Source organism: Acidobacteriaceae bacterium (genome assembly GCA_028283655.1).
GTDB lineage: Bacteria > Acidobacteriota > Terriglobia > Terriglobales > Acidobacteriaceae > Granulicella.
The window spans coordinates 60,189-85,121 of record JAPWKE010000001.1 but is presented as its reverse complement, the minus strand read 5'-3'; the positions used below and the strand labels follow the sequence as shown (position 1 = coordinate 85,121).

Here is a 24,933-nt window from a genome sequence, read left to right as displayed (position 1 = left end):
CGGGTAAGCTGAGAGACAGCTTCCGGCACATGAGCCTGACAGCAGATTGATGAACCTATGCCGGCTATTTTTGCGCTGACATCCCGAAATCGTGCGCTCCGCGCAGCCTTTGCAGCCGTCGCGGCGCTGGGGCTGGCCGGATGCCAGAGCATTCAAAGCACCTCTCCGAGCTCTGCTGGTGTGCGCTTCGTGGCTGCGTCCTCTGACGCGCCTGGCCTGGACTTCCTGCTGAACAAGACGGTACAGACCTACAACCTCGGCTATAACTCCTACACGCCGAACTACCTGTATGTTTCGCCGGGCACCTACACCGTAGCCGCAGCGCAGTATGGCTACGACACAACGGCTCTGGCTTCGGCCAACCTGACGGTCAAGACCAGCGGTCGCTATACGGTGATCGCCGGCAACCCCTCGGCGACCCTCGCCCTGACGGCGTTGACCGACCTGAGCGGTCCGGCACCGAGCGGTTCGGTCAGCATTCGACTGGTCGACATGTCGGCTTCCGCAGGAGCCCTGGACATCTACATGGTGTCCTCCAGCGGCACACTGCTGACTACGAACGCGCTCTACACCAACCTGACGCTTGGCTCGAACACCGGCTACATCAACGTTCCTGCGGGAACGTACCAGCTGGAGATTCTGCCCAACGGAACGGTGCCGATCTCGACCACCATCACCAGCTACACTGGCTCGCAGACCGTGCTTACGGCCGGTGCGGTGCGCACCATCATCATCGATGACAACACGCTGGTGACGACGCCTCCGCTGCAGGTGATTACGTTGAACGATTACGACTAGATGCGCCTTCTACCCTAGAGTGGTTACAGAGAGTTGTCAGTTGTCAGTGCGGCAAAAGCGAAAGGCCTGCGGTTTCCCGCAGGCCTTTCGCTTTTCTGCCTTTTACTTATGACTAACTACTAACTACTAACGACTAACCACTCTCTAGTAGCGGTAGTGGTCAGCCTTGTACGGGCCGTCCTTGGAGACGCCGAGGTACTCGGCCTGCTTGGTGGTGAGCGTCGAGAGCTTCACGCCGATCTTCTCGAGGTGCAGGCGAGCGACTTCTTCATCCAGCTTCTTCGGCAGAACGTAGACGCCGACCTTGTACGTGTCCTTGTTGGCCCAGAGGTCGAGCTGCGCGAGGGTCTGGTTCGCAAAGCTGTTCGACATGACGAACGAGGGGTGGCCGGTAGCGCAACCGAGGTTCACAAGACGGCCTTCCGCGAGGATGAAGATCGAGGGGCCGCCGGGGAAGGTGTACTGATCGACCTGCGGCTTGATATTCAAGCGCACGGCGTCAGAGCCTTCGAGCTCGGCCATCTGGATCTCGTTGTCGAAGTGACCGATGTTGCAAACGATGGCCTGGTCCTTCATCTTGCGCATGTGCTCAAGCGTGATGATGTCGAGGTTGCCGGTGCAGGTGACGTAGATGTCGCCGCGGCCGAGGGTGTCCTCGATCGTGGTGACTTCGTAGCCTTCCATTGCGGCCTGCAGAGCGTTGATCGGGTCGATCTCCGTGACGATGACGCGAGCGCCGAGGCCACGCAGCGACGCTGCCGAGCCCTTGCCCACATCGCCGTAACCGCAGACGACAGCGACCTTGCCCGCGACCATGACGTCGGTCGCGCGCTTGATGCCGTCGACCAGCGACTCACGGCAGCCGTAGAGGTTGTCGAACTTCGACTTCGTGACCGAGTCGTTGACGTTGATGGCGGGGATGAGGAGCTTGCCTTCTTCCATCATCTTGTAGAGGCGGTGGACGCCGGTGGTGGTCTCTTCCGAGACGCCGCGCCATTCCTTCACGGTGTTGTGCCAGCGCTGCGCGTCTTCTGCGTGCACAGCCTTGAGGAGCTTCTTGATGACAGCCTCTTCGGTGGAGTGAGCTTCTGCGTCGACCCACTCCTTCTCGCCACCTTCGAGCTCGTAGCCCTTATGGATGAGGAGGGTGACGTCGCCGCCGTCATCGACGACGAGCTGCGGGCCGAGGCCGCCTTCGTGGCGGAGAGCCTGATCGGTGCACCACCAGTACTCTTCGAGGGTCTCGCCCTTCCAGGCGAAGACCGGGACGCCAGCAGCGGCGATTGCGGCGGCGGCGTGGTCCTGCGTCGAGAAGATGTTGCACGAAGCCCAGCGGACCGTAGCGCCAAGCGCGACGAGCGTCTCGATGAGTACGCCGGTCTGGATCGTCATGTGGAGCGAACCGGTGATGCGAACGCCCTTGAGCGGCTGCGACGGCGCATACTTGCGGCGGATCGACATGAGGCCGGGCATTTCGTACTCGGCGATCGTCAGTTCTTTGCGGCCCCATTCAGCGAGGGAGATGTCGGCGACTTTATAGGCGAGCGTCTGCTCGGGTGCGGCGGTAGGCATGTTCTGATGCGCTCCTTGCTAATTCTTGTTCGATATCAAGGATATCAGGGAGGATAAGCCGAAGGCGGAAGGCGTGGGCACGGTCAAAAGCCTCAGCACGAAGTGCAACCGCCCGAAAGCATCTTGTCGCTGAAAAGGAATGTGCCATCGCTGGCAACGGGCATTGACCTTGCCTCATTTGACAGGACAAGTCGGGCTTACCCCTCATAAGCCTGAGGTTTTGCGCTGGTCGAATGTTTTTAGTCGAGCAGGCGACGAACAAACGCTCGCGTTTTCTCTGCAACCACGCCGTAGAGAACGTGCGTCGCAGCCTCCGAAGTATGTTCGCGAAGACCCTGCTCTTCGGGTTCCGCCGCAAGCCCCAGAGCGGGTAACGCACCCTCGTGGGTCAGCGACATCAGCGTTAAGCCGAAGGTCGCGCCTTCCTTACTGGTTGCAGCAGGAAAGTACTCGGCAAGCGCACCATAGGCCGCTCCGGCAGCAGCACCGAAGCCCCAGTGAATGCTCTCCGCAGCAAACGCTCGCGGAGCTTCCTCAAGGCTGTGCCCGGCAAGCTTCTCTGCCAGCGCCTCCGGGGGCTCCGGCTCGCCGTGAACACGGGGAGGATAGAACTTCTCCGCTGCAGTTTTCGCCGCCGTCGCAACAAGACCGGCGACAAGGCCAGCGACCAGACCTTTCCAAAGCACACGATTCTGAGACATGAAGCAGAGAACTCCGTTAGAGGCTGTGCTGCGACATCGCCGCAACATGGTGAGAGAAAACCTTCATGGCGGCAGCCACGAGGCGGTCGGTGTCGAGGTCGTCCTCCGTGATCTCATCTTCGCTCACGCCCATGTCGACATCACCTGCATCGTCATCGGGTTCGTCGCTGAGATCGCTGCCGGAGGCCACGAGAGCGGGCGAAGCAGCTACTTCGTCTTCGTCGTCCTCCAACTCCTCGTCGTCTTCATCGTCCTCATCCTCATACTCTTCGTCATCCTCGTCTTCATACTCTTCGTCGTCTTCATCGTCTTCATCGTCTTCATCCTCAACATCTTCGTCTTCGTCGGAGTCGATGAGGTCGTCGGTGTCACGAGCGAAGAGGCCTGCCTGCGCCTTGCGCTGCTCTTCGACGTTCTCGCTGGAGCCTTCCGAGCCAGGAGTGGGCTCGATGAACTTCGGATCGTTCTCAAAGGTTGCGGTGGCGTCGTTGCCTATCTGCTTGATCGGGTCGATGGGAGTGGGAGCTGCCATGAGAGTCCTCCGGGACGGCGGATGATTTGGGAGCGCGGCCGTGGTCGGTAGGATGCAGGTTTTCACCACCACGTCGGCTTCAAGGCACTTATACCCGCAAACGCCGGCGGTTTTCACGAAAACTTCGCTACATTTACGCGCAAAACACGCAATCCTACCCCTCGAAAGGACGAAGCTTCGCCTCACTCGGAGCAGCTGTCAGGAAGCTCACAACAACGAGGCCAACAACCGAGAGGATCAACGCAGGCAGGATGGCGTCGCGCTGAGCGAGCACCGGCGGAAGATGCGGTGTGAGGTACTTCCAACCTACCGTCACAATCGTTCCTGCAGCGATCGACGAGACTGCGCCGGCTGCCGTCGCGCGGCGCCAGAAGAACGCCGCCAGGATAACCGGCGTGAGTGCCGCCGAGTAAATCGTGTACGCGTAGAGGCTCATCGCCAGCACACTCTTGATGTGCAGAGCCTGCACCAGAGCCCAGCAACCGAGCGCAACGACCATGACGCGAGACACCATCAGGATTTCGCTGTTGCCCGCTTCGGGGCGAATGTAGCGGACGAAGACATCGTTGACGAGGTTGGTCGCGGGCGAGAAGAGGTAATTGTTCGCCGTGGAGACGACCTTCGCAAAGATGGCTCCGACCAGGAGCGCGCCGAGGATGTTGAGCAGATGCGAGCCGCCGAAGGCGTGAGTCGCGGTGTACGCGAGGATCTCGCGCGGATGGTCGGCGACTTCCCCAGTGCGGAAGAGCGCGGAGCCAACGACCGCGACGCCTACGATCACTGTTTCCAGAATGATAGTGCCGACCATCCAGCCACCGACGGCGACGGTGGCGTCTCGCTCCGTTTTGGCCGAAAAGAACTTCTGGTACATCGACTGGTTGCCGAGCATAAGCAGGCAGGTAGGCAGGAACAGTTCAGCCGCGTTGATGGGCCGGATGTCGCCGAAGAGCTGGAAGTGCGTGGCGGGAAGCGCAGCGTGGACGGCAGACCAGCCTCCAGCAAGATGGATGAGCACCGGCAGCGCCACGATGAGCGTGACAGTTGCAAGCATTCCGATGACGACATCCATGTAAGCCACTGAACCCATTCCCGCGATGGCCGTGAAGACGATGACGAAGCCCGCGAGAATGTACGCTCCGTTCGTCGACGAAACGCCCGGGAAGATGAGGTGGATGATGTCGCCGCCGCCGATGAACTGGTAGCTGGTGATGGCCGTGTAGGTGAACAGCACGGCAATCACGCCAAGCAAACGCGCGGTCTGGTTGTAGCGCGACTCCAGCAGGTCGGGGATCGTGAATTGCGCAAACTTTCGCGCGCGTGGAGCGATGAAGTAGATGAGCAGCAGCCCGATCCAGCCACCAGATGCCTGCCAGAGCGCGGCGAATCCGTGGCGATAGGCGTTCTCTGCCCCACCGAGCAGCGAGCCGGAGCCGATCCAGCTCGAAAGCAGCGTGAAGACCAGCACAAAGGCCGGGAGCGAGCGGCCCGCGACAAGGTAATCAGCCTTGGTTTTCACCTTGCCGAGGCGGGCGAGCGAGACGCCGAGAAGCGTGATAACGATGATGCCGAGGACGATCGCGTAAAGGTTCATGCCGGTGCGGTCATTCTAGCTTGGCCAGCCGTATCCGCAACGCGGTATCCTTCCGTCCATGCGTTGGCTTGCCCCCTTTTGCTCGCTCCTCGTCCTTGCCTCTTCGCTGCCAGCCCAGACCACCGACAACACGATGCGCGACGCGATCCGGCAGGCGTATGACATTCCGGCGCAACTGCCGCCCCTCGAAAGCCACTTATGGTCGAGCGCGGAGGCCATGCCCGGCGTCTCCGTCGACCGCGTGACCTACAACACAGCCGACGGCATGGTGGTGCCAGCCCTGATCTTCCGCCCGACCAGGCCGCACAAGGGCAAACTGCCGGGAATGGTCGTCGTAAACGGACATGGGCAGGACAAGTACGGCTGGTACTCGTTTTACTCGGGGCTGATGTTCGCCAAGGCCGGTGCAGTCGTCGTGACTTACGACACGATCGGCGAAGGCGAACGCAATGCCGGGCGCAAATCGCTCTCTTCTCCGTCGCCGCATGACGCAGGAGCCCCCGACGGCATTCCCTTCGACGCCTGGGGGCGCCGGGTCGCGGGGCTGATGCAGGTGGACTTCGACCAGGCGTTACGCTACCTGGCCTCGCGGCCGGACGTGGACACCAAGCGGCTGGGTGCCGTGGGCTTCAGCATGGGCGCGTACATCACCGGCATCGCCGGGGCAGAGCTGCAGGACTACTCTCCAAAGCATCCTGACGCACCCCACTTCCACGCTCTGCTGCTCTCTGGGGGCGGAACGTACGACGACAATACCGGCTACTTCGACGTGAACAAGAACCCCTGCCAGGGGCCGCCGTATCGCGCCCTGAAGCCGCTGATGATGCGTGATGGCAAGCCCGAACGCGGCTACGACATCTTCTACCTGAACGCGAAGCGCGGACCAACGCTCGTGATGAACGGGCTCGGCGACCACGTGATGGATATTCCCCACCACGACGCCGACTGGTTTGCCGCCATGCGGGCCCGCGTAGTGGCGACGCCCGGGCTGAAGCCGGAGAACATCTTTACCAGCATCACCTACCCGGCAACCGTGGACCATCGGCCCTCCTGGGTGACAGTGGAAGGCGTGGAGTGGCTGAACAAGCAACTGCACTTCGCCAACTGGAAAACAGACGCGGAGATTCAGGCGCAGGGCACGACGCACATTAGCGAATGGGTGATCGCCAACCACGCGCAGATCAGCAAGAACTACCTTGTCGAAAGCCGCGAAGGCGGTCTGCACGCGGTCGGTCAGGGCTTCCCTGCGCTAACGCGCGAGCAGATGACCGTGCTGCCGGATGCGGAGTGGGAGAAGATGCAGTCGAAGCTGACGTACGCCGCCTGGCGCGAGAAGGTCGCTGCCGAGATGCTGGCTGCGGCAAAGTAAAACGTTGACCGACTGTATCGCCTGGCGTTACAGTCAACGAAGTGATCGTCAGCTTCCGGCACAAGGGACTTGAAGAGTTTTACCGGACAGGATCGAAGCGCGGCATACAGTCTGCTCACGCTGGGAAGCTCGCGCGCCTGCTCGATGCTCTTGATAACGCCCGGGAGCCCGACGACATCCGCTTTCCGGGCTTCGGCCTGCACGCGCTCAAGGGTGATCTGTCCGGCCACTGGTCTCTTTGGGTGAACGGAAACTGGAGAGTGACGTTCGCTTTGTCGGCGTAAATGTCGAGCTTGTGGACTATCGCGACTATCACTGAGGAAAGACACCATGCCGCTGAACAAAAGAACTCATCCAGGCGCACTGCTGAAGCATGACGTCTTCGAACCGCTGAAGATGAGCGTGACAGAGGCTGCTGATCGCCTCGGTATATCGCGGGTCACGTTGTCCCGCGTGCTGAATGAAAGAGCTGCTCTCAGCGCAGATCTGGCCTGCCGCCTGGAACTCGCAGGAGTAGGCAAGGCCCGCTTCTGGCTCGACATGCAGGTGGCTTACGACCTGCATATCGCAGAGAAGCTGAAGCCGCGCAGCGTTAAAAAGATCGCTCTTCCCGTGGAGAGATCAGGAAAAGCGGCGTAACCCATTCCGGCTTCCAATAGAGACGGCCTGTGCGACGAATCGCACAGGCCGTCTCTGTTTGCTGTTGAGGCTAGTACTTCATGTTGGTCAGGTCTTCGATAAGGCCAGGGCCTACGGGGTTCCAGCCCAGCGTCTTTTGCGTCCACTCGCTGGAGGCCGGCATGTCCAGACCCGCGAAGCCAGCGAACCAGCCAAAGTGCGCGGGAGCCTGCTCGGGCGTGATCGAGACAACCGGGACGTTCAGTCCCTTGCCAAGCGTCTCCGCCACTTCCTTCATCGAAACGCCTTCTTCCTGCACCGCGTGGTACACGGTATAGCCGTCGCCGTTCTGCTCGACGACACGGCGATAAAGCTCTGCCACCGCCGGGAGCGGAGCGGCAGCCCAGCGCGCCGAGCCATCCCCGATGTACGCCGACTCACCCTTCTCCCGGGCCAACTGCGTCAGCAGCGGAACGAGCCCCTGCTTGTGCGTGTCGTGTACCTGCGGCAGGCGCACAACCGCGACACGAAGCCCCTTGTCGACGAAGGCTTTGGCCTTCTGCTCGGGACGGCGGGGAACGTGCGAGTTCTCAGCAGGCGGGTCGCTCTCGAGGCGCAGGTGCCCGGGAGCGCCGCTGGCAAGGCCCGTGCCGGACGTGACAACCAGCAGCTTGCCCGGCTCCATGGAAGAACCCAGGGCATCGATGGCGTGCTGCTCGTCGATGGCGTTCTGAGCAAAGTTGGCGAAGTCATGGCTGAAGGCGAGGTGGACAACCGCATCCATGTCCTTCGTGCCGCTCCGCAGGCTCTCGAGGTCCGTGAGCGTTCCACGATGCGGTTCCGCTCCGGTAGCCTTCAACTGCTCAGCGCCCTCTTCGCTCCGCGTAAGGCCGCGCACCTGATGGCCAGCCTTAATCAGCTCCTTCACCAGCTCCGTTCCGATAAAACCGGTCGCTCCTGTAACAAATACACGCATGTTCTCTCTCCTGCGGTGATGGGCGCGGCGGAGTGGCGCCAAATTGACTTTCCCAACCCCGCCAGATAAAACGGGGATAGTCTCCGCATATAGAGATAAACGGAGACAGCCTCCGGTTGCAATATTTTTAGAAGATTTGTTTTGATGACGAGAAACACCTCAACTCCCGCGGCCCCGCCCACACGTAAGCTACGCGCCGATGCGCAGCGGAACCGTGAGCGCATTCTGGAGGTGGCCAAAGAAGCGTTTAAACGCGACGGAGCTGAGACGAGCCTTGATGACATCGCCCGCAACGCGGAAGTCGGCTCCGGGACGCTTTACCGGCACTTCCCGACGCGTGAGGCGTTGATTGAAGCGGTGTATTACAGCGAGGTAGAGAAGCTGACCAACGCTGCCGACCGCCTGGCCGACCAACTGCCGCCGCTGGAAGCTCTGCGGACGTGGATGCACGTGTTTGTCGATCACGTGGCTCAGAAGACGCTCATCATCCCCGCAATGGATACCGTGGAGGGCGGAGCCATGCGGCTGATCGGAGGCTCGCGCGAGCGCACCCATGGAGCATTCGCGCGGGCCATTCAAAGAGCGATCGACAGCGGAGAGCTGCGCGCCGATACAGAGCCCGGCGACCTGATCCGAGCGTTCGTCGGCGTCTTCCACACCACGGCCGTTCCCGGCTGGGAGGCCAGCGCGCGGCGTCTGATCGACATTTTGATCGCGGGAACACGCGCCTGAAGAACGAGTAGCAACGACAACGGCCTCCGCGAAGGAGGCCGTTGTCGTTGCTGCAGTGTTCGTTACTCGAGGGTAGAGCCGCCACGCGTGCCCTTGGGACGGCGGTTCGCCTGGAGGATCTTCTTACGCATACGAATCGACTTCGGGGTGACTTCGACCAGTTCGTCGTCGGCGATGAACTCGATGGACTGCTCGAGCGTCAGGGCCTTGAACGGAACGAGGCGGACAGCGTCATCCGAACCGGAAGCACGCATGTTCGTGAGCTTCTTTTCGCGAACGCAGTTGACGTCGAGATCGTTGTCACGCGAGTGCTCACCGATGAGCATGCCCTCGTAGACTTCGACGCCGTCGCCGAGGAAGAGCACGCCGCGCTCCTGTACGCCGTCGAGCGCGTAGAGGGTCGTGGTGCCGGTACGGTCGGAGATCAGAGCGCCCGTAGGACGCTGTGGGATCTCACCGGTGTACGGGATGTACTCGCCTGCGATGGAGTTCATGATGATGGTGCCGCGCGTTTCGGTCAGCATTTCGTTGCGCAGGCCGATAAGACCACGCGACGGAACCTTGAACTCCATGCGGACACGGCCGGAGCCGTGGTTTGCCATCTTCGTCATCTCGCCCTTGCGCGGTCCGAGCTTCATGATGACGGTGCCCGAGAACTCTTCCGGAACGTCCACCGAGAGAACTTCGGAGGGCTCCATCAGAGCGCCGTCGATGCGGCGGGTCACGATCGTGGGACGCGAAACCATAAGCTCGAAGCCTTCGCGGCGCATCATTTCGATGAGCACCGAGAGCTGGAGTTCGCCACGGCCCATGACCTTGAACGTGTCAGGAGAGCCGGTGTCTTCCACGCGGATCGAGACGTTCGTCAGCAGCTCGCGGTCAAGACGCTCCTTAATGTTGCGCGACGTAACGAGCTTGCCTTCCTTACCAGCGAAGGGGCCGTTGTTGACGGCGAACATGATGGCGATCGTCGGCTCGTCGATCTTGATGATCGGCAGAGGCTGCGGGTTTTCAATAGCGCAGAAGCTTTCGCCGATGGTGATGTTTTCGATACCGGCGACGGCGATGATGTCACCGACCTGCGTCTCGTTGGTATCGACGCGCTTGAGGCCGTCGTAGGTGAAGAGCTTGGTGATCTTCACGGGCACGAGCGAGCCGTCTACGCGCGAGAGTGTGACTTCCTGGCCGGTCTTGAGCGTGCCGTTGAAGACACGACCGATGGCCAGGCGACCGAGGTAATCCGAGTAGTCGAGGTTCGTGACCAGGATCTGCAGCGGACCGTCGGCGGTGCCGGGGGCCTCGGGAATGCTGGCGAGGATCAGCTCGAAGAGGGGCTCGAGATCTGTACCCGGCTTGTCGAGGTCCATGGTCGCGGTGCCGGCCTTGCCGTTGGTGTAGATCACCGGGAACTCGAGGACCGACTCGTCGGCGTCAAGGTCGATGAACAGGTCATAGACCTCGTTCAGCACTTCCTGGGGACGCGCGTCGGGACGATCGATCTTGTTGACGACGACGATCGGCGTCAGCTTGGCTTCGAGGGCCTTCGAGAGCACGTAGCGCGTTTGCGGCAACGGGCCTTCCGAAGCGTCCACGAGCAGAACAACGCCGTCGACCATCTTGAGGGCGCGCTCTACTTCGCCGCCGAAGTCGGCGTGGCCCGGGGTATCGACGATGTTGATCTTCGAATCCTTGTAGTGGATCGCGGTGTTCTTGGCGAGAATCGTGATGCCGCGCTCTTTTTCAAGGTCGTTGGAGTCCATGACGCGGTCGACAACGGCTTCGTTGGTGCGGAAAGTGCCGGACTGGCGAAGCATAGCGTCGACGAGGGTAGTCTTACCGTGGTCGACGTGCGCGATGATGGCGATATTGCGAATGGGCTGCTGGCTCAAAACTTGTCCTTGTCTGGACGCGCGTGAGGAGAAACGGGCTCCTGAGCGGAGCACACCGGAGAATGGGAATTTTCGGCTTTCGGCGCGTCGCTTTCAGTTTATCTCACAGAGGGTGCGCGGGAGGAAGAAGCTTCGCCTATACTGAGGCCACTCTATGGACAATCGCACCGCATCGGACGCTTCGCAAGCTGTTCTCTCCCAGCAAATGGCCGCACTGGCGAACTACCAGCTGGATGAAGCCTACGACGAGATGTTCGCCGGGCCAAACGCTCTGCACCCGCACTACGAGCCGCTTCTCGAGCTTTTTGCCGAGCTGCCGCCCGCCGAAGTTCAGCGCCGCAAGCAGGCCGCCGACCTCAGCTTCCTGAACCAGGGCATCACCTTCACCGTCTACGGACGCGAAGAAGGCACAGAAAAAATTTTCCCGTACGATTTGCTCCCCCGCATCATCACCTCCGCCGAATGGGAGCGGGTAGAGCGCGGGCTGACCCAGCGAATCACCGCGCTGAACATGTTCCTGAAGGACATTTACAACGAAGGCAGGATCCTGAAGGACAACGTCGTCCTGCGCGAACTAGTCTACTCCTGCCCGCAGTACCGCCGCCACATGGTCGGCCTCCAGGTTCCGCGCAACGTCTACGTCGCGATCTGTGGAACGGACCTGATCCGTATGCAGAACGGCGAGTTTGTGGTGCTGGAAGACAATCTGCGCGTCCCGTCGGGCGTCAGCTATATGCTGACCAACCGCCGCGTGATGAAGCGCATCTTCCCCCAGCTCTTCCGCCACTACAACGTGCGCCCGATCGAGCATTACACCCAGGTTCTGCTGGGAACGCTGCGCTCGCTCGCACCGGAAGGCCGCCCCGAGCCAAACATCGTTCTGCTCTCGCCGGGCGTCTTCAACTCGGCGTACTTTGAGCACGCGTACCTCGCGCGCCAGATGGGCATTGAGCTGGTAGAAGGCCGCGATCTCGTCGTCCACGACAACATCTGCTACATGCGTACGACCAGCGGCCTGCGCCGCGTGGACGTGATCTACCGCCGCGTCGACGACGACTTCATCGATCCGCTGGCGTTCCGCCCGGACACCATCCTCGGCGTTGCCGGCATCTTCAACGCCTATCGCGCCGGCAATGTGACGCTGGCGAACGCCTTCGGAACAGGCGTGGCTGATGACAAGGCGCTCTACGCGTTCGTCCCTGACATCATCAAGTACTACCTCGGCGAAGATCCGATTCTGAACAACGTAAAGACCTTCCTGTGCCGTATCCCCAAGGAGCGCGAGCACGTGTTGGCGAACCTCGACAAGCTGGTCGTAAAGGCTGTGGGCGAGAGCGGCGGCTACGGCATGCTGATCGGCCCCCACGCCACGCCAAAGGAACGTGCGGCGTTCGCAGAGAAGATCCGCACAAATCCGAACAACTACATCGCGCAGCCGACGATCAGCTTCTCGCGCGCCCCGTGCCTGATCGGCGACGAACTCGAACCCCGCCACGTCGATCTGCGCCCCTATGTGCTCTACGGCGACAAGGTGACGATCGTTCCCGGCGGCCTGACCCGCGTGGCGCTCAAGCGCGGCTCGCTGGTCGTCAACAGCTCGCAGGGCGGCGGCTCCAAGGACACCTGGGTGCTGAGCTAGACGCGTGATTTATTTCGAGTGGGACGAAAAGAAAGCTGCAAGCAATCTCGAAAAGCATGGCTTGGCATTCGAGGACGCAGCACTGATCTTCCAGGATGAGTTTCGGCTGACACAGGAAGACTCTGTCGCCGACGGTGAGTTGCGGTGGAGAACGGTCGGTCTCGCTGCTGGAATTACGGTTTTACTTGTGATCCATCTTGAAGAGTCTGACGACCAGGACATCTTTGTGCGTATCATTTCAGCCAGGAAGGCTTTGGAGCACGAAAGGATGGATTATGAGCGAAACCGTTCGCAAAACATCGGCTGATCCTCTTCTTCCAGAGGCACTGGAACGGCTGCGTAAACTCGCAGACAAGCCCGACGCGGAGGTCGACACCTCGGATATTCCCGAGCGGAGCTTCGACCTTGAGCTGGCAGCGAAACGCCGACGCGAGGGCTGGCGCCCCGGTGCATCACTGCACCGCAAGGCCAGCTAAAAATAAAATCTACTAAATCGTTTTACTTCAGCGGTAAAGAAAGCATAGTCTTTGTGCCATGCCGATTTTGAATCGCCGTCAGTTTGTCTTTGCGACAGCCGCTGCTGCAGCTTCTGCCCGCTCCGCGTTCGCTGAACCTGCATCCTCACCCGCCACGCTGACGCTTCAGCCCGAGCAGCTCGGTGCGAAGATCCCGGCAAGCTTCATCGGCCTCTCCTACGAGACCGAGCAGCTCTCCGACCCCAACTTCTTTTCCGTGGCGAACAAGGGCCTGATCGCAGCGTTCACCGAGCTGGCACCGCATGGCGTGCTGCGCATCGGTGGCAACACCTCCGACGTGGGCTGGTGGAAGGCAACATCGGAAGCCACGCAACCAGAGATTCACTTCGACCACGAAGACAAGAACTTCACCATCGACAAGCACCAGTACGCGATCACCCCGGAAGCGGTTCGCAACCTGCGCGGCTTTCTGGATGCGACAGGCTGGACGTGCCTCTACGGCATCAACCTGGGCACAAACACGCCGCAGCGCGCCGCCGAAGAAGCTGTCTTCGTTGCGAAGACGCTGGGCGCAAAGCTCGAGTACTTTCAGGTAGGCAACGAGCCAGACCTCTTTCGAATGCATCTGCGCGATCCGAAGACCTGGACGGCAGAGAAGTACTTCGACGAGTGGCTGGCCGAAGCACAGGCCATCACGAGGGCCGTGCCCAGCGCGAAGTTCGGCCTGCCCGACACCTCGGGCAATCCTGAGTGGTATGCGAAGGTCGTGACGCGGCTGCTGGAGCTGCCCGCGAGCGAGCGTCCGCAGGTAGCGGCGTTGAGCCATCACTACTACTTCAACGGCCCGCCCAAGAACCCGGACGTCAACATCGACCTGCTGCTGAAGCACAGTGCAAAGGTCGATCAGTTGACAAAGGACATCTCCTCCGCTGCAGAGCGGTTGCATGTGCCCTACCGCATGACCGAGGGCAACACCTGCTACCTCGGCGGCAAGCCGGGAGTCTCCGACGCCTTCGCCGCATCGCTGTGGGCCGCAGACTACGTTCTGACGCTGGCGAAAGACGGCTACGCGGGAGTCAACCTGCACGGCGGCGGCGGGGATCAGGTCGCAGCCTCTCTGGGCGGAACCCTGCCAGGCGAAGCCCTGATGAAAGACCCGAAGGAGCCACACGCGCGCCCCTTCTATACGCCGATTGCGCATATCGACGGCAAGTACGTGCCGGAACCGGTCTTCTACGGCATGCAGTTCGGACAGCAGTTCTCCGGAGCACAGATGATCGGCGTGGAGCTAGCTGCAGGCTCAGTCAACGCAACGGCCTATGCAGCCAAGCTGCCGAACGGCAAGACGCTGGTGGCCATCATCAACAAGGACGAGACGCAGGCGTTGACGATCGACATGCCGGAGGCCAAGGGCGCCTGTACTGCGACTCTGACCGCATCCTCGTTGACCTCCAAGCGCGTCAACTGGAGCGGTGGCCGTGACTTTGCGAAGACCGCGAAGTGCTCCGCCACAGCGAAGCGACCCAGCTTCACCGTTCCTGCCGCAAGCGCGTTGATGCTTCGCTTCTAGCGATCACCACCAACGCACCAAACAGCGCATGGTCTCGTATGATCGAGGCCATGCGCTTCTCTTTTGTGCGGACGATGATGGCTGCAACGGCGACATTAGCTCTACTCCCCTGCGCGGCACTGCAGGCCCAGCAGCAGCCTGCACCGCGGCTGGTGATCATGGACCAGGACGGCTCCGGCCCCGGCGGCTCTAACCAGATGGCGATGATGGTGCTGCTGCAGTCACCGGACGTCCGCGTGCTTGGCCTGACGATGGTGAGCGGCAACGCGTGGGAGCCCGAAGAGGTAGCGCATACGCTGCGGATGCTCGAGCTGATCCACCGTACGGACGTACCCGTCGTGCCCGGAGCGATCTTCCCTCTCGTGCATGATGAAGCCGACGCCAGGCAGGAGCGCGCGATCTACGGACGCAGCGTCTGGTACGGCGCCTGGGGAGACTCCGCCGAGCACAACAGTGGCCAGCCCTATCACGCTCCGATGCTCGTTCCGAAGCTTGAAGAAGGCGAACCGCACACGGCTCCGCTGAAGGAAGACGCCGCGCACTTTCTGGTGCGGCAGGTGCACGAGCATCCTCACGAGGTCACGATTTACGCCGCGGGGCCGCTGACGAATATCGCACTCGCGCTGAAGATCGATCCTGAGTTCGCCGAGCTGACCAAGGGCATCCTGATCATGGGCGGAAGTCTTGAGCCCAACACCGGCGACCCGGAGTTTGCGACCGACCCGCGCCACGAGTTCAACTTCTGGTTCGATCCCGAAGCCGCGCACATCGTACTGCGCGCGCACTGGCCACGCATCGATCTGACAACCGTCGACATCAGCGTGAAGACGTTGTTCAGCAAGGAGATGATGCAAGAAATCGCCGCTGGCGATACGCCTGCCGCGCAGTACGTGGCGAAGTACACCCGCGAGTATCACTACCTGTGGGACGAGCTCGAGGCCGCCGCGTGGCTCGATCCGAAGATCATCACGAAAGAGCAAACGCTCTACATCGACGTCGATCTGACGCGTGGTCCGAACTACGGCGGAACGCTCTCCTGGTCAGCCGCCACGAAGCCGCAACGCGACGTACAACTGGTTCACGTGCAGCAGGATTTAGACAGCGAACGCTTCAGCAAGCTCTTTGTTGCGCTGATGAAAGCTCCACCGCACAAACCATAGCCGCCAAAGCCTTCGCGTGATGTAGAGTGAAATCCAACCATCCTGTAACTCTGCTGTAAAGGAACCCTCCCACGGATGCTTTCACGCGTTGCTGATTCGCTCTACTGGATGTCCCGCTACCTGGAACGCGCCGAACACACAGCGCGTCTGCTGGACGTGAATCTGAACCTGATGCTGGATGAGAACGCAAACTCCGCAGACCATCGCTGGGAGCGTCTGCTCGCTTCTCTCGGCAAGCCGAAACAGGTGAAGTGGGAAGGCAATCCCTACGACCTGATGCATGCGCTTACGTTCGATGTCGCGAACAAGTCGAGCGTGTTGAACTGCATTATGAAGGCCCGCGAAAACGCGCGCCACGTACGCGAGCAGATCTCGACCGAGCAATGGCATCGGCTGAACTCGCTGTACCTGGAAGTGACGCGGCCAGAGCTGCGCACCATGATGAAGGTAGAAGAAGAGCAGCCCACAGGCGATGCGCCTGCTGCATTTCTTCAGCAGGTCATGGAGGCCGTGCACCAGTTCCAGGGTGTCACCGACTCCACGATGTCGCACGGCGAAGGCTGGCACTTCATCCAGGTAGGCCGCTTCCTCGAACGCGCTGCCGCTACAGCCATTTTGCTGGAGGCGTATCAGGGTGACCTGTGGGCCCAGACCGAACCCACCATCGATGGCAACGAGTATCTCGAATGGATGGGTCTGCTGCGTTCCGCGACCGCCTTCGAGGCGTACTGCAAGGTTTACACCGCAGATCTGACCCCGGAAAAAATCCTCGAGTTTCTGGTGCTGGATGAAGAGTTTCCTCACTCGATCCGCTTCTCGATCGAGAGCATTCGCGAGGCGCTGGACAAGATCCAGGACGACGCCGGCGGCACCCGCGCAGAAAGCCTGCGCAAGATGGCCGGCCGTGCGGCGGCAGCCTTGAGCTACGCCAGCGTGGACGAGATTCTGGCGGGCAACGTTGTCGCCTACCTGCACAACATCCAGGCGCAATGCCAGGAGATCCACGAAGCCATCTACCATCTTTATGTGGACTATTCGATTCAAGCAGCGCTCGCGGGCTGAGAATTCGCGCTGCATCACCGTTTCAAGCAAGGTTTGCACAGGCAAGACCGCATCAGAAAGAAGTGTAGTTACCCCATGAAGTCGCAGTTGCAGTCGCTGTACACGGAGCCGCCCATGTACTACTCGATCCGACATCTGACCAAGTTTGCGTATAAGACGCCCGTGAGCGAAAGCATTATGGAGACGCGGATGCATCCGCGCTCCGATGCACAGCAACGCTGCCTCACGTTCCACCTCGCCGTCTCGCCGCGTTGCCGAGTCTTCAGCTACCGCGACCACCTGAACAACCACATTCATCACTTCGACATTCCAGGCCAGCATGCGCAGCTTGTGATCGTGGCCGAAGCGATCGTCGAGATGACCCCGCACCCAGAAGTCCCGGCATCTCTGCCGCCGGGCTCGTGGGACGAGATCGACGCCATGGTGCAGGCAGGCGACTTCTGGGAGATGTTGCTCCCCAGCCAGTTCTGCACCTCGACGGAAGAGCTGGAAAAGCTCTCTGTGGAGCTGAAGCTGGACCGTTCCGACGATCCTCTGACGACCCTGCACCGGCTCAACGAACAGCTCTACCGCGCCTTCGACTACAAGCCGAAATCGACAACCGCCGATTCGCCTATCGACGAAGCGCTGATCGCGCGCGCGGGCGTTTGCCAGGACTTTGCGCACGTCATGATCACGTTGGTCCGCACCCACCTGCGGATCCCCTGCCGCTACGTCTCGGGCTACCTCTATCACGGCGCCCAGTTCAAGGATCGCTCCGACGATCAGGCAACGCACGCCTGGATCGAGTGCCTCCTGCCGGAGCTTGGATGGGTCGGCTTCGACCCGACGAACAACCTTGTCGCCGGCGACCGCCATATCCGCACAGCGATCGGCCGCGACTACTCCGACGTTCCTCCAACGCACGGCATCTACCGCGGCCGCACGAAGAGCGAACTCTCTGTAGCCGTACGCGTCGAGCCTAGCCAGGGAACGCCATCACTTGACCGCGAACTCCCGGTACCGGAAGACTGGGTCATCCTGGTGGAGAAAGCGCAAGCACTTCCGGAGCAGCCAGCACCAAGCCTGAAGCAGCTACAGCAAGCCCAGCAGCAGCAGTAAGCGGGTTAGCTCGGAGCCTCACGAACAAGAGATTTCACGTTATGCAAATAGAGAAGGCCGCCCGAGGGCGGCCTTCTCTATGACTTCGTCCTGCTTAGAACAACAGCTTTCCACCTACGCGGAAGGAGCGCGAACCGCCGCTCTGGAGCGAAGTATTGAGGAAGTTGGTCGACGCACCATACGTATTGAGGTTCGAATAAGCGGATGGGGTGTCGTAGTTCTGGTTATTGGTTACGTTAAAGAACTCACCACGCAGTTCAAGGTTGACATCGTTCTTGATCGCAATCTTCTTCAGGATGTTTGTATCCAGGTTTAGATAGCGCGTGGTGTAAGCGAAGTTACGATGGGCGATGCTGGGGCTCGAGGGGGAGTAAGTCGTTACGAGGATGTAGCGAACCTGATCCTTCGAAGTGCAAGAGCTGGTTGCAAGATTACGGACGCCGTTGGTGCACGTGGTGTCATAGGTACCACGCGAATCATAGGCAGCCTTCATATTGCCAACGTCAGGACGATCGCCAAGAGTGGAGCCGTCGAGATCACGGTCAACACCATTGAGCACGGTGTACGGAGTGCCGCTCTGCGCAGTGAGGATCGGAGCAACAGACCAGCCACCGAGAACACGCTTAAGAACCCCACGGCTCGGTCCGCGAACAGCCCAATTGACGACCGTGCTCGATACATTGCGACGGTCGTTATCGGAAGGACCGTAGTCAAGATAACCAAGCGGGCCGCCAAGAAGAGGCGAGCGCGAGGGATTCTGTCCCGAGGAACTCGTTGCGAAGGTTTCCGTCAGTACATCCAGGTTCTTCGACCACGTGTAGGAGGTCTGGAAGAAGATGTGACCTACCGGCGTGCTCAGTCCCTTATGGCGAAGCTGAATCTGCAGAGAGTGATAGTTAGAGGTCAGGCCACTATCACGTGTCTGAACGTTGCCGCGGTTTGCGTACACACGCAGAGTCTGGGTGCCATACGTGGTGGTCTGCGTTGCAACTGCGGTCTGAGCCGTGTTCGGAAGACCCGGGTTGATGGGGTTGGTGAAGAACAATTGACGGCCAAGTGTGCCGACGTAAGCCACATCCAACACCATCTTCGCAGGCAGCTGTTCCTGAATACCCAGCGAGAAGTGGTGGTAGTAGGGGTTACGAATATTCTTCGGGAAGATCGACGACTGCGTCGTATACGGGTTCAACGTCGGAACTGCGGTCGCGAGAGCCGTTGAAATTCCCGGAGTACCACGGAGAGTGGTAGCGGAAATAGCGCTGGCAGTCGTGAGATTTGACGGTGAGTTGGGTGAAGCTGCCTTCATATTCGACAACAGGTTGTTGTAGAAAGTGTCGTAAGTCACCTGGTATCCACCACGGATAACGGTGCGCCCATTCAGCAGGCCACCGCCGATATGAGGGTTATACGAGAAGCCGAACGTCGGGCCAACATTATTGTTGTCCTGGTTCACGCGAGCCGTCGAAAGATAGTCGCTGGTACCGTAACCCACAAACGCGGGATTCGGGAGGCTATTCGCCGGCTGACCGAAGTTCTCGTAACGGAGACCGTAAACAAGCGTGAGGTCAGGAGTAACCTTCCATGTGTCCTGAGCAAAGTAGGATTGCGTGAAAAGGTTTGGACGATAGGTACCCGGTTGTGCAGGGCTGGCCGTATCAAACAACTTGTTCACAGGCGCGGAACTCACACCAGCGTAATCGTCGATGAAGTTCGCGATAGCAGTAACAGCCGTGGCATAGTACGCCGCTGAGTTTGCTGCCGTAATCTGCGAGTAAGCAACCGTACCACGCGAGTTGAATGGAGCAATCTGCACTGCGAGCTGGCGAAGGAAAGCACCGCCAACCTTGAAGGCATGCTTGCCCTTCACGTAGGTCAATGTGTCTTCATACTCGAAGCTGTTAGCCGTACGTCCCTGGCTGAAGGAGGATGAGATCGCAGGAATGTTGAGACTGGTAGCCGAGTACGCAGGAAGCGAAGCGCCCAACGCAGCACTTGCAGGGATCAGGAATTTAACACTGGAGCGTGTGTAACCAAAGCGGAACTCATTTAGCAGGTTGTTCTTGACCTGATAAACGTCGTTGAACGCGCCGCCCATAGTACGACCACGTGACGGAACGTCAAACGCAGGGCCCACAGCTTCGCTGCCACCGAGGTTGTCAACGTTGTCATCATAGAGGAAGCGGAAGAGCATGCTCTGCTTCTCCGAAACCTTATGATCGAGGCGAACATTGAAGTTCTGATCGTCGTAAGCTTCCCGAGCCGAGCGGTAGAACTGACCAGTCGAGAGCGTCTGGCCCGTACGTGCGGTGCCGTTGCATGTCGACGTTGCAAGCGAAGTGGGGACAGCAATAGAAGTCGCCGCCTGCTGGAAGCTCGAGGTTGGATTGCCGAGTGCGTTGAGAATGCTCAGGTACAAACGCACGTTGCTGCAACCGGTTGATGCTGCCAAATTGTTCAAGGTCGTGTAGCCGGTAGCCGTCGGAATGCTGGTGAAGGTTGCCAGAGCGTTATAACGATCACGGAAGAGCTGCCCACCGCCAAAGATGAAGGTACGGTCCTTGCCATCATAAAGATGAGGAATAACAAGCGGACCGCCAATGGTGATGGCCGGACGGAACTCGTGGAACTTGTTCTTCACATCGGGGTACGGATAGGAAGTGTTGCCTGCGGCCTGCTGCGCGGCGTACGTCGCCAGATTGGAAGTGAAAGCACTGCGCTCCAGCGAGGTTGTAGCGCGGAAGAGCTGGCTGCGATAAACGACCGCGACGGTACCGTGAATTTTGTTCGTACCGGACTTTGTAATCTGAGAAACAATAGCGCCACCAGCACGACCGAATTCAGGCGAGAAGTTCGAAGTCTGGAAGTTCACTTCCTGCAACACGTCGTTATTGGTAATGACGTATTGAGGGCCTGCTACCGAGATGTCGTTGTTCTGCAAGCCATCGATAAGGAAGTTATTTGAGCGAGCACGAGCACCATTTACTGCGCCAATACCGCTGTCCAGCGATCCACCAGCTGCAAGGTTTGAACGTACAACACCCGGAGCAGTAAGAATCAAATTCAGAGAGTTCTGACCTGAGATCGGGAGCTCTGCAAGTTCGCGAGATGCGACGGTGCCGCCTCGAACGGCATCTTCCGTCTGAAGTTCAAGAGAGTTCGAAACAACCTCAACGGTATCGTTCGAGCTGCCAACAGCAAGCTTGAAATCACGTCCAACGGTCGAACCGACGACGACAGTTGCAGGTTGCTCCTGACTTACGAAGCCAGCAGACTTGACGGTGACAACATAGTCGCCTGTGTTCACGCTGTCGAAACGGTAGACACCAGCGGAGTTCGTTTTAAGAACGATCGTGGTTCCCTGCGACGGGGACTTCAGAACAACTTCAGCATTGGCGACAACTGCGCCCGTTGCGTCCTGCACGACACCGGTCACGGTGCCGCGGTTGGACTGCGCGTGACTCACCGTCACGGCAGCAGCACAGGCGAGCACAAGCAGTCCACGACGAACGGCCTGGCCTACGCGAAATGAGGAGGGATCGAACATTAGTTGCTACCTCGGATAGAAATGAACGTTCTCAGTGCAACTCATCGCTGGGTTATGAGGGACGCTCGCACACTACATACGCAATCTCGATGCCAAAGTTGTAATTCACTATTTCTTTATATTTCCCCTATTTCCCCGCCCTCGCTACGCGATACTTCTTGAGCAAACGTAGCTTCGGAAAGCGATATTGCCTGAATTTCCATACCCTGTCGGTGGACGACATCAAAAGATAGTCGCGCAGGTATCCGGTTGATTCGCCAGGCGATAAAAAAGTACGCCGACCTGAAATCAGGTCGGCGTAAGTTACTTTTTTATCGGGCTCTACTTACTCGCAATACGAGTTACAGGTTGAGCTTTTTGAAGATGCTGTCCGGAATTGTACGGATAACCGCCATGATGATTCGCCAGATGCCGGGGACGTATACAACAGGCGTGCCCTTGTCGATCGACTTCACCAGCGTAGCCGCAACGACCTCAACCAGCGCAAATTTTTCACTGCCCTTCATACCCTCGGTCATCGAGGTCTTCACCGGGCCGGGCTTGATCGTCATCACCTTCACGCCTTCGCGGTCGATGCGATTGCGAAGGCCGTCTGTGAACGCCGTGAGCCCAGCCTTCGCCGAACCATACACGTAGTTCGACTTGCGGCCACGTTCGCCAGCGACCGAGCTAACCACAGCGAGCGTCCCGCTATGGCGTTGCGCGCAGTAGTTCGCCAGCCACGTCAGCAGGCTTACCGGAGCGACGTAGTTCGTGTGCAGCAGGCGGTGCGCGTCGGCAAAGTTCTTTTCCGCTGCAGGCTGTGAGCCAAGAGCACCCATCACCAGGAACGCTACGTCGAGTCCAGCCAACGAGTTGATCGCATGTGCCAGCAACTCGGGATGGCGCGCCGTGTCGTCAAGATCGGCCACCGCGCTGTCGACATACGCCGCGCCGCGAATCTTGAGGTCCGCAGCCACCGCTGCAAGCTTGTTGGTGTCGCGGCCTACAAGGAAGAGGCTATCGCCACGCTCCGCCCACAGACGGCAGCACTGCTCGGCGATGCCGCTCGTCGCACCAAGTACGAGGATGCGCTTCGGTGTATAAGGTTCGCCAGTCTTCGTCGTGCGAGCGCTGGCAGCAGTAACGGCACCCATCGCGCCGGTATTCATAGGAGGAACCGTGCTCATCGTGCACCTCCGTTCGGTCCGGTCACGCGTTCCCAGAAGCTAGAAGTGATCGCAGGGTCTTTGTACCGAGCAAAGCGCTCCCACTGCGGGTAGTACGTCTGAAACTGGTCAGCGGTCATGCAGGCGTCCTTCGCGGGGTAGAGCCGGCCTCCGAAGTCCTTCGTCATATCACCGAGTCGCTGCATCAGCGGGAAGGTGATGTCCTTGATCGGAAAGTCGAGCGCAAACATGAAGCCGGGCATCGGGAAGCTCATCATGCCGAGTGAGGGCACGTCCCCGAAGGTTTTGAGCACGGCGAGAAAGCTCGCCAGGCCGCTCTTGGTAATCTCCTGCAGCATGGCGATCGTGCCTTCCTTGCTGGTCTCCCACGGCAGTGCGAACTGGAACTGTACGAGCCCACGCTTGCCATACATGCGGTTCCACTTGTGTACCGCGTCGAGCGGGTAGAAGAACGGCTCGTAGTCCTGCTTCGTGATGACGTGCTTCTTCATCTGCTTATGGAAGAACGCCGTGTTGAACGCCGAGATCGTCAGCTTATTCAGCAGAAAGCCCGGGGCGTCCATGGGGAAGGTCAGCTTGGGCTTGCCAGAGGGCTTCAACTCACCGGGGTCCTTCGAGTGGTCGCCGAGCATGAAGACGCCGCGCGCAAAGTTCTTCCCCGTGGACACACAGTCAAGCCAGGAGACGGTGTACTCCACGTTGGCGTACTGCTTTTTGATAGCGAGGAACTCGTCGATGCCGTGAAACTGAATGCCCTCGTAGTCGATCATGCGGCTCACGATGGGCTTCAGCCGAAGCTGTGCCCAGGTGATGACGCCGGTAAGCCCCATGCCGCCGATCGTCGCCGCGAACATGTCCGGATTCTCCGTCGGCGAGCACAGAACATGCGTGCCATCGGAGCGCACCAGCTCAAACTTCGGTACGTGGTTGCCGAACGATCCAGCGGCTTCGTGGTTCTTGCCGTGAACGTCGTTCGCAATCGCACCACCCAGCGTCACGTACTTGGTGCCGGGCGTCACGGGCAGAAAGAAGCCGCGCGGAACAGCAAAATCGAGAATCTGCGCCAGCGTAATGCCCGCTTCAGCGGTGAGCACACCCGTCTGCGGGTCCCACATCAGCAGTCGATTCATGCTGACGGTATGCAGCAGCGTGCCGTCCTTCAGCAGGCCAACGTCGCCATACGACCGCCCCATCCCCACGGCGAGCGCACCCGTGTGCACTCCGTCGATGGCCCGGGGAAAATCGCTCTGCCAATGCAGAGGCTTCACCGTAGCGTTATAGCGCGGATAGCGGCCCCAGGACTCAAACGGGGGCGTACCGGCAAAGGGCTCGTCAGCCGTATTGCGCGTCGCGAGCAGGGGCTCTTGCGAAGAATTGTCAGGCATACAAGCTAAGGATACGCGATGGCGCGCAGGAGAAACTCAGCTTCTTAGTGACACATACGGGCCAGTTCCACGGAGTAGTCCGGAAGATCGGGGACGTTCACCTTACGCGCCGCAGCCACCTGCTCCAGGAACGTCGATCCGCCCTTGGTCGTCTGGTGGGGGTCAAAGCTGTAGGCTTCGTCGGCCGCAGCCTTCTCCAGCGTCACGAACTCGAAGCCTTCGCTGCGAAACTGCGCAAGAAGCTCTGGCAGCATCTTCGCGTCGAACGCTCCAACGTGCATCAGCAGAATGTAGCGAACGTCCCGGCCATAGAGCGTATGCGACAGCCCCCGGAAGGCCACAACAGCCTGGGACGCCGCAGACAGGTAGGTGTCATGCAGGTGGCGAATCGCAACCTCATCCTTCTTCACCGAGCAGCGCGCATAGGTGTCGTTCCAGTTGTAATCCTGAAAGTCCATGGAGATCTCCGCAATACGATACCCGTGCAGCGAAAGCCAGGTACGCACCTTGTCCCGCTTGGAGAGCGTGTTCCCTTCCTCCAGAAACGGATAGCGAAACCAGCGCCAGTCGCCGCCTTCGTCTGCGCGACGCAGAAACTCTTCGTTTCGCTGAATGTCGTTGATGTAGGACCGCGCAGTAAGCTGGTCAAGCCCCGGGTGCGAGTACGTGTGGCTGCCCATTGGCTGGCCCGCCGCGTGCCACGCGTTCAAAATGTGCTCCTGATAAGGAAACTGCGTCACGCGAAATCCGTTGACGAAGCCATAGACCGGAGGCATATTCGCGGCCTTCAACGCCGCCAGAATCTCTCGCACCGGCTCTGGGCGGTCTTCTCCCGGAGGCAGCGGACCATGCGCCGGAAGATCGTCAAAGGTGAACGCTATCTGCGGCGCAGGCTCACTCCCCACAGCAGGAGTGCCGCTTTGCGCGCGCGCGATCGTGCTCGACAGCAGGCAAAGGCAGATCATCGCGCCCAGCAGACGGAAGCTCATACGGCTAAGTCTTGCATAAGCGCCACAGGAAACGCAGCCACGCCGCCGATGAGTTTCTCA

22 protein-coding genes are annotated in these 24,933 nt (G+C 59.8%); 12 read left to right on the top strand and 10 right to left on the bottom strand.

Going from position 1 to position 24,933, the window contains the following annotated elements; all coding sequences use genetic code 11:
• Window positions 1-57 precede the first annotated feature (57 nt).
• Complete coding sequence (locus tag PW792_00370) at window positions 58-798, top strand: DUF4397 domain-containing protein (protein MDE1160378.1); 741 nt, start codon at window positions 58-60, stop codon at window positions 796-798.
• Between the two features lie 144 nt (window positions 799-942).
• Here the strand turns inward: PW792_00370 and ahcY are convergent, their stop codons facing one another.
• The 4 genes from ahcY to PW792_00350 all read right to left on the bottom strand — a co-directional run bounded on the left by ahcY (window position 943) and on the right by PW792_00350 (window position 5,194).
• Window positions 943-2,370 (bottom strand): adenosylhomocysteinase, encoded by a 1,428-nt coding sequence (ahcY, locus tag PW792_00365; protein ID MDE1160377.1) that lies wholly within the window; start codon window positions 2,368-2,370, stop codon window positions 943-945.
• Window positions 2,371-2,609: 239 nt separating this feature from the next.
• Window positions 2,610-3,071, bottom strand: a complete 462-nt coding sequence (locus PW792_00360) for a DUF1440 domain-containing protein (GenBank protein ID MDE1160376.1) — start codon at window positions 3,069-3,071, stop codon at window positions 2,610-2,612.
• Window positions 3,072-3,087: 16 nt separating this feature from the next.
• A complete protein-coding gene (locus tag PW792_00355) occupies window positions 3,088-3,603 on the bottom strand; it encodes a hypothetical protein (protein ID MDE1160375.1) in 516 nt (171 codons plus the stop codon).
• 154 nt (window positions 3,604-3,757) lie between these two features.
• Entirely contained in the window at window positions 3,758-5,194 is a 1,437-nt protein-coding gene (locus PW792_00350; GenBank protein MDE1160374.1) for a sodium:solute symporter family protein, read from the bottom strand.
• Window positions 5,195-5,252: 58 nt separating this feature from the next.
• Between PW792_00350 and PW792_00345 the strand changes: the two genes are divergently transcribed.
• Genes PW792_00345 through PW792_00335 form a run of 3 tightly spaced genes read left to right on the top strand, consistent with a single transcriptional unit; the run spans window position 5,253 to window position 7,202 of the window.
• Window positions 5,253-6,563, top strand: a complete 1,311-nt coding sequence (locus PW792_00345; protein ID MDE1160373.1) for an acetylxylan esterase — start codon at window positions 5,253-5,255, stop codon at window positions 6,561-6,563.
• Between the two features lie 41 nt (window positions 6,564-6,604).
• Window positions 6,605-6,847 carry a type II toxin-antitoxin system RelE/ParE family toxin gene (locus PW792_00340; GenBank protein MDE1160372.1) on the top strand — a complete coding sequence of 81 codons (243 nt, stop codon included), beginning with the start codon at window positions 6,605-6,607 and terminating at the stop codon, window positions 6,845-6,847.
• Window positions 6,848-6,893: 46 nt separating this feature from the next.
• Window positions 6,894-7,202, top strand: coding sequence for a HigA family addiction module antitoxin (locus tag PW792_00335; protein MDE1160371.1), 309 nt, complete (start codon window positions 6,894-6,896; stop codon window positions 7,200-7,202).
• Window positions 7,203-7,272: 70 nt separating this feature from the next.
• Here the strand turns inward: PW792_00335 and PW792_00330 are convergent, their stop codons facing one another.
• Window positions 7,273-8,157, bottom strand: coding sequence for an SDR family oxidoreductase (locus tag PW792_00330; protein MDE1160370.1), 885 nt, complete (start codon window positions 8,155-8,157; stop codon window positions 7,273-7,275).
• Between the two features lie 144 nt (window positions 8,158-8,301).
• Between PW792_00330 and PW792_00325 the strand changes: the two genes are divergently transcribed.
• Complete coding sequence (locus PW792_00325) at window positions 8,302-8,889, top strand: TetR/AcrR family transcriptional regulator (protein ID MDE1160369.1); 588 nt, start codon at window positions 8,302-8,304, stop codon at window positions 8,887-8,889.
• A 62-nt stretch (window positions 8,890-8,951) separates the two neighbouring features.
• Here the strand turns inward: PW792_00325 and typA are convergent, their stop codons facing one another.
• Window positions 8,952-10,778 carry a translational GTPase TypA gene (typA, locus tag PW792_00320; protein ID MDE1160368.1) on the bottom strand — a complete coding sequence of 609 codons (1,827 nt, stop codon included), beginning with the start codon at window positions 10,776-10,778 and terminating at the stop codon, window positions 8,952-8,954.
• Window positions 10,779-10,932: 154 nt separating this feature from the next.
• Between typA and PW792_00315 the strand changes: the two genes are divergently transcribed.
• The 7 genes from PW792_00315 (at window position 10,933) to PW792_00285 (ending at window position 17,786) form a co-directional block, all read left to right on the top strand.
• The gene (locus tag PW792_00315) at window positions 10,933-12,417 is read left to right on the top strand and encodes a circularly permuted type 2 ATP-grasp protein (GenBank protein ID MDE1160367.1); all 1,485 of its coding nucleotides are present in this window, start codon (window positions 10,933-10,935) and stop codon (window positions 12,415-12,417) included.
• Window positions 12,418-12,421: 4 nt separating this feature from the next.
• Window positions 12,422-12,724, top strand: a complete 303-nt coding sequence (locus tag PW792_00310) for a BrnT family toxin (protein MDE1160366.1) — start codon at window positions 12,422-12,424, stop codon at window positions 12,722-12,724.
• Window positions 12,693-12,893 (top strand): hypothetical protein, encoded by a 201-nt coding sequence (locus PW792_00305; GenBank protein MDE1160365.1) that lies wholly within the window; start codon window positions 12,693-12,695, stop codon window positions 12,891-12,893. Before PW792_00310 ends, PW792_00305 begins: the two co-directional genes overlap by 32 nt.
• Before the next feature lie 58 nt (window positions 12,894-12,951).
• Window positions 12,952-14,463 (top strand): hypothetical protein, encoded by a 1,512-nt coding sequence (locus PW792_00300; GenBank protein ID MDE1160364.1) that lies wholly within the window; start codon window positions 12,952-12,954, stop codon window positions 14,461-14,463.
• A 38-nt stretch (window positions 14,464-14,501) separates the two neighbouring features.
• A complete protein-coding gene (locus tag PW792_00295) occupies window positions 14,502-15,623 on the top strand; it encodes a nucleoside hydrolase (GenBank protein ID MDE1160363.1) in 1,122 nt (373 codons plus the stop codon).
• Window positions 15,624-15,698: 75 nt separating this feature from the next.
• On the top strand, window positions 15,699-16,685 hold the full coding sequence (locus PW792_00290) for an alpha-E domain-containing protein (GenBank protein MDE1160362.1): 987 nt from the start codon (window positions 15,699-15,701) through the stop codon (window positions 16,683-16,685).
• 114 nt (window positions 16,686-16,799) lie between these two features.
• Window positions 16,800-17,786 (top strand): transglutaminase family protein, encoded by a 987-nt coding sequence (locus PW792_00285; protein MDE1160361.1) that lies wholly within the window; start codon window positions 16,800-16,802, stop codon window positions 17,784-17,786.
• A gap of 94 nt (window positions 17,787-17,880) precedes the next feature.
• Here the strand turns inward: PW792_00285 and PW792_00280 are convergent, their stop codons facing one another.
• From PW792_00280 to PW792_00265, 4 genes are all read right to left on the bottom strand, one after another.
• On the bottom strand, window positions 17,881-21,330 hold the full coding sequence (locus tag PW792_00280; GenBank protein ID MDE1160360.1) for a carboxypeptidase-like regulatory domain-containing protein: 3,450 nt from the start codon (window positions 21,328-21,330) through the stop codon (window positions 17,881-17,883).
• Window positions 21,331-21,671: 341 nt separating this feature from the next.
• The gene (locus PW792_00275) at window positions 21,672-22,466 is read right to left on the bottom strand and encodes an SDR family oxidoreductase (protein ID MDE1160359.1); all 795 of its coding nucleotides are present in this window, start codon (window positions 22,464-22,466) and stop codon (window positions 21,672-21,674) included.
• A 29-nt stretch (window positions 22,467-22,495) separates the two neighbouring features.
• Window positions 22,496-23,884, bottom strand: a complete 1,389-nt coding sequence (locus PW792_00270; GenBank protein MDE1160358.1) for an FAD-binding oxidoreductase — start codon at window positions 23,882-23,884, stop codon at window positions 22,496-22,498.
• A 44-nt stretch (window positions 23,885-23,928) separates the two neighbouring features.
• Window positions 23,929-24,873, bottom strand: a complete 945-nt coding sequence (locus tag PW792_00265) for a polysaccharide deacetylase family protein (protein ID MDE1160357.1) — start codon at window positions 24,871-24,873, stop codon at window positions 23,929-23,931.
• Window positions 24,874-24,933: the final 60 nt, after the last annotated feature.

Excerpts from the sequence above, each read along its gene's own strand:
- PW792_00330 (MDE1160370.1), bottom strand. The coding sequence starts at position 8,157 with ATGCGTGTATTTGTTACAGGAGCGACCGGTTTTATCGGAACGGAGCTG.
- PW792_00325 (MDE1160369.1), top strand. The coding sequence starts at position 8,302 with ATGACGAGAAACACCTCAACTCCCGCGGCCCCGCCCACACGTAAGCTA.
- PW792_00350 (MDE1160374.1), bottom strand. The coding sequence starts at position 5,194 with ATGAACCTTTACGCGATCGTCCTCGGCATCATCGTTATCACGCTTCTC.
- PW792_00360 (MDE1160376.1), bottom strand. The coding sequence starts at position 3,071 with ATGTCTCAGAATCGTGTGCTTTGGAAAGGTCTGGTCGCTGGCCTTGTC.
- PW792_00295 (MDE1160363.1), top strand. The coding sequence starts at position 14,502 with ATGATCGAGGCCATGCGCTTCTCTTTTGTGCGGACGATGATGGCTGCA.
- PW792_00275 (MDE1160359.1), bottom strand. The coding sequence starts at position 22,466 with ATGGGTGCCGTTACTGCTGCCAGCGCTCGCACGACGAAGACTGGCGAA.
- PW792_00315 (MDE1160367.1), top strand. The coding sequence starts at position 10,933 with ATGGACAATCGCACCGCATCGGACGCTTCGCAAGCTGTTCTCTCCCAG.
- ahcY (MDE1160377.1), bottom strand. The coding sequence starts at position 2,370 with ATGCCTACCGCCGCACCCGAGCAGACGCTCGCCTATAAAGTCGCCGAC.
- PW792_00335 (MDE1160371.1), top strand. The coding sequence starts at position 6,894 with ATGCCGCTGAACAAAAGAACTCATCCAGGCGCACTGCTGAAGCATGAC.
- PW792_00345 (MDE1160373.1), top strand. The coding sequence starts at position 5,253 with ATGCGTTGGCTTGCCCCCTTTTGCTCGCTCCTCGTCCTTGCCTCTTCG.
- PW792_00270 (MDE1160358.1), bottom strand. The coding sequence starts at position 23,884 with ATGCCTGACAATTCTTCGCAAGAGCCCCTGCTCGCGACGCGCAATACG.
- PW792_00280 (MDE1160360.1), bottom strand. The coding sequence starts at position 21,330 with ATGTTCGATCCCTCCTCATTTCGCGTAGGCCAGGCCGTTCGTCGTGGA.
- PW792_00265 (MDE1160357.1), bottom strand. The coding sequence starts at position 24,873 with ATGAGCTTCCGTCTGCTGGGCGCGATGATCTGCCTTTGCCTGCTGTCG.
- PW792_00285 (MDE1160361.1), top strand. The coding sequence starts at position 16,800 with ATGTACTACTCGATCCGACATCTGACCAAGTTTGCGTATAAGACGCCC.
- PW792_00290 (MDE1160362.1), top strand. The coding sequence starts at position 15,699 with ATGCTTTCACGCGTTGCTGATTCGCTCTACTGGATGTCCCGCTACCTG.
- PW792_00355 (MDE1160375.1), bottom strand. The coding sequence starts at position 3,603 with ATGGCAGCTCCCACTCCCATCGACCCGATCAAGCAGATAGGCAACGAC.
- PW792_00370 (MDE1160378.1), top strand. The coding sequence starts at position 58 with ATGCCGGCTATTTTTGCGCTGACATCCCGAAATCGTGCGCTCCGCGCA.
- PW792_00305 (MDE1160365.1), top strand. The coding sequence starts at position 12,693 with ATGAGCGAAACCGTTCGCAAAACATCGGCTGATCCTCTTCTTCCAGAG.
- PW792_00300 (MDE1160364.1), top strand. The coding sequence starts at position 12,952 with ATGCCGATTTTGAATCGCCGTCAGTTTGTCTTTGCGACAGCCGCTGCT.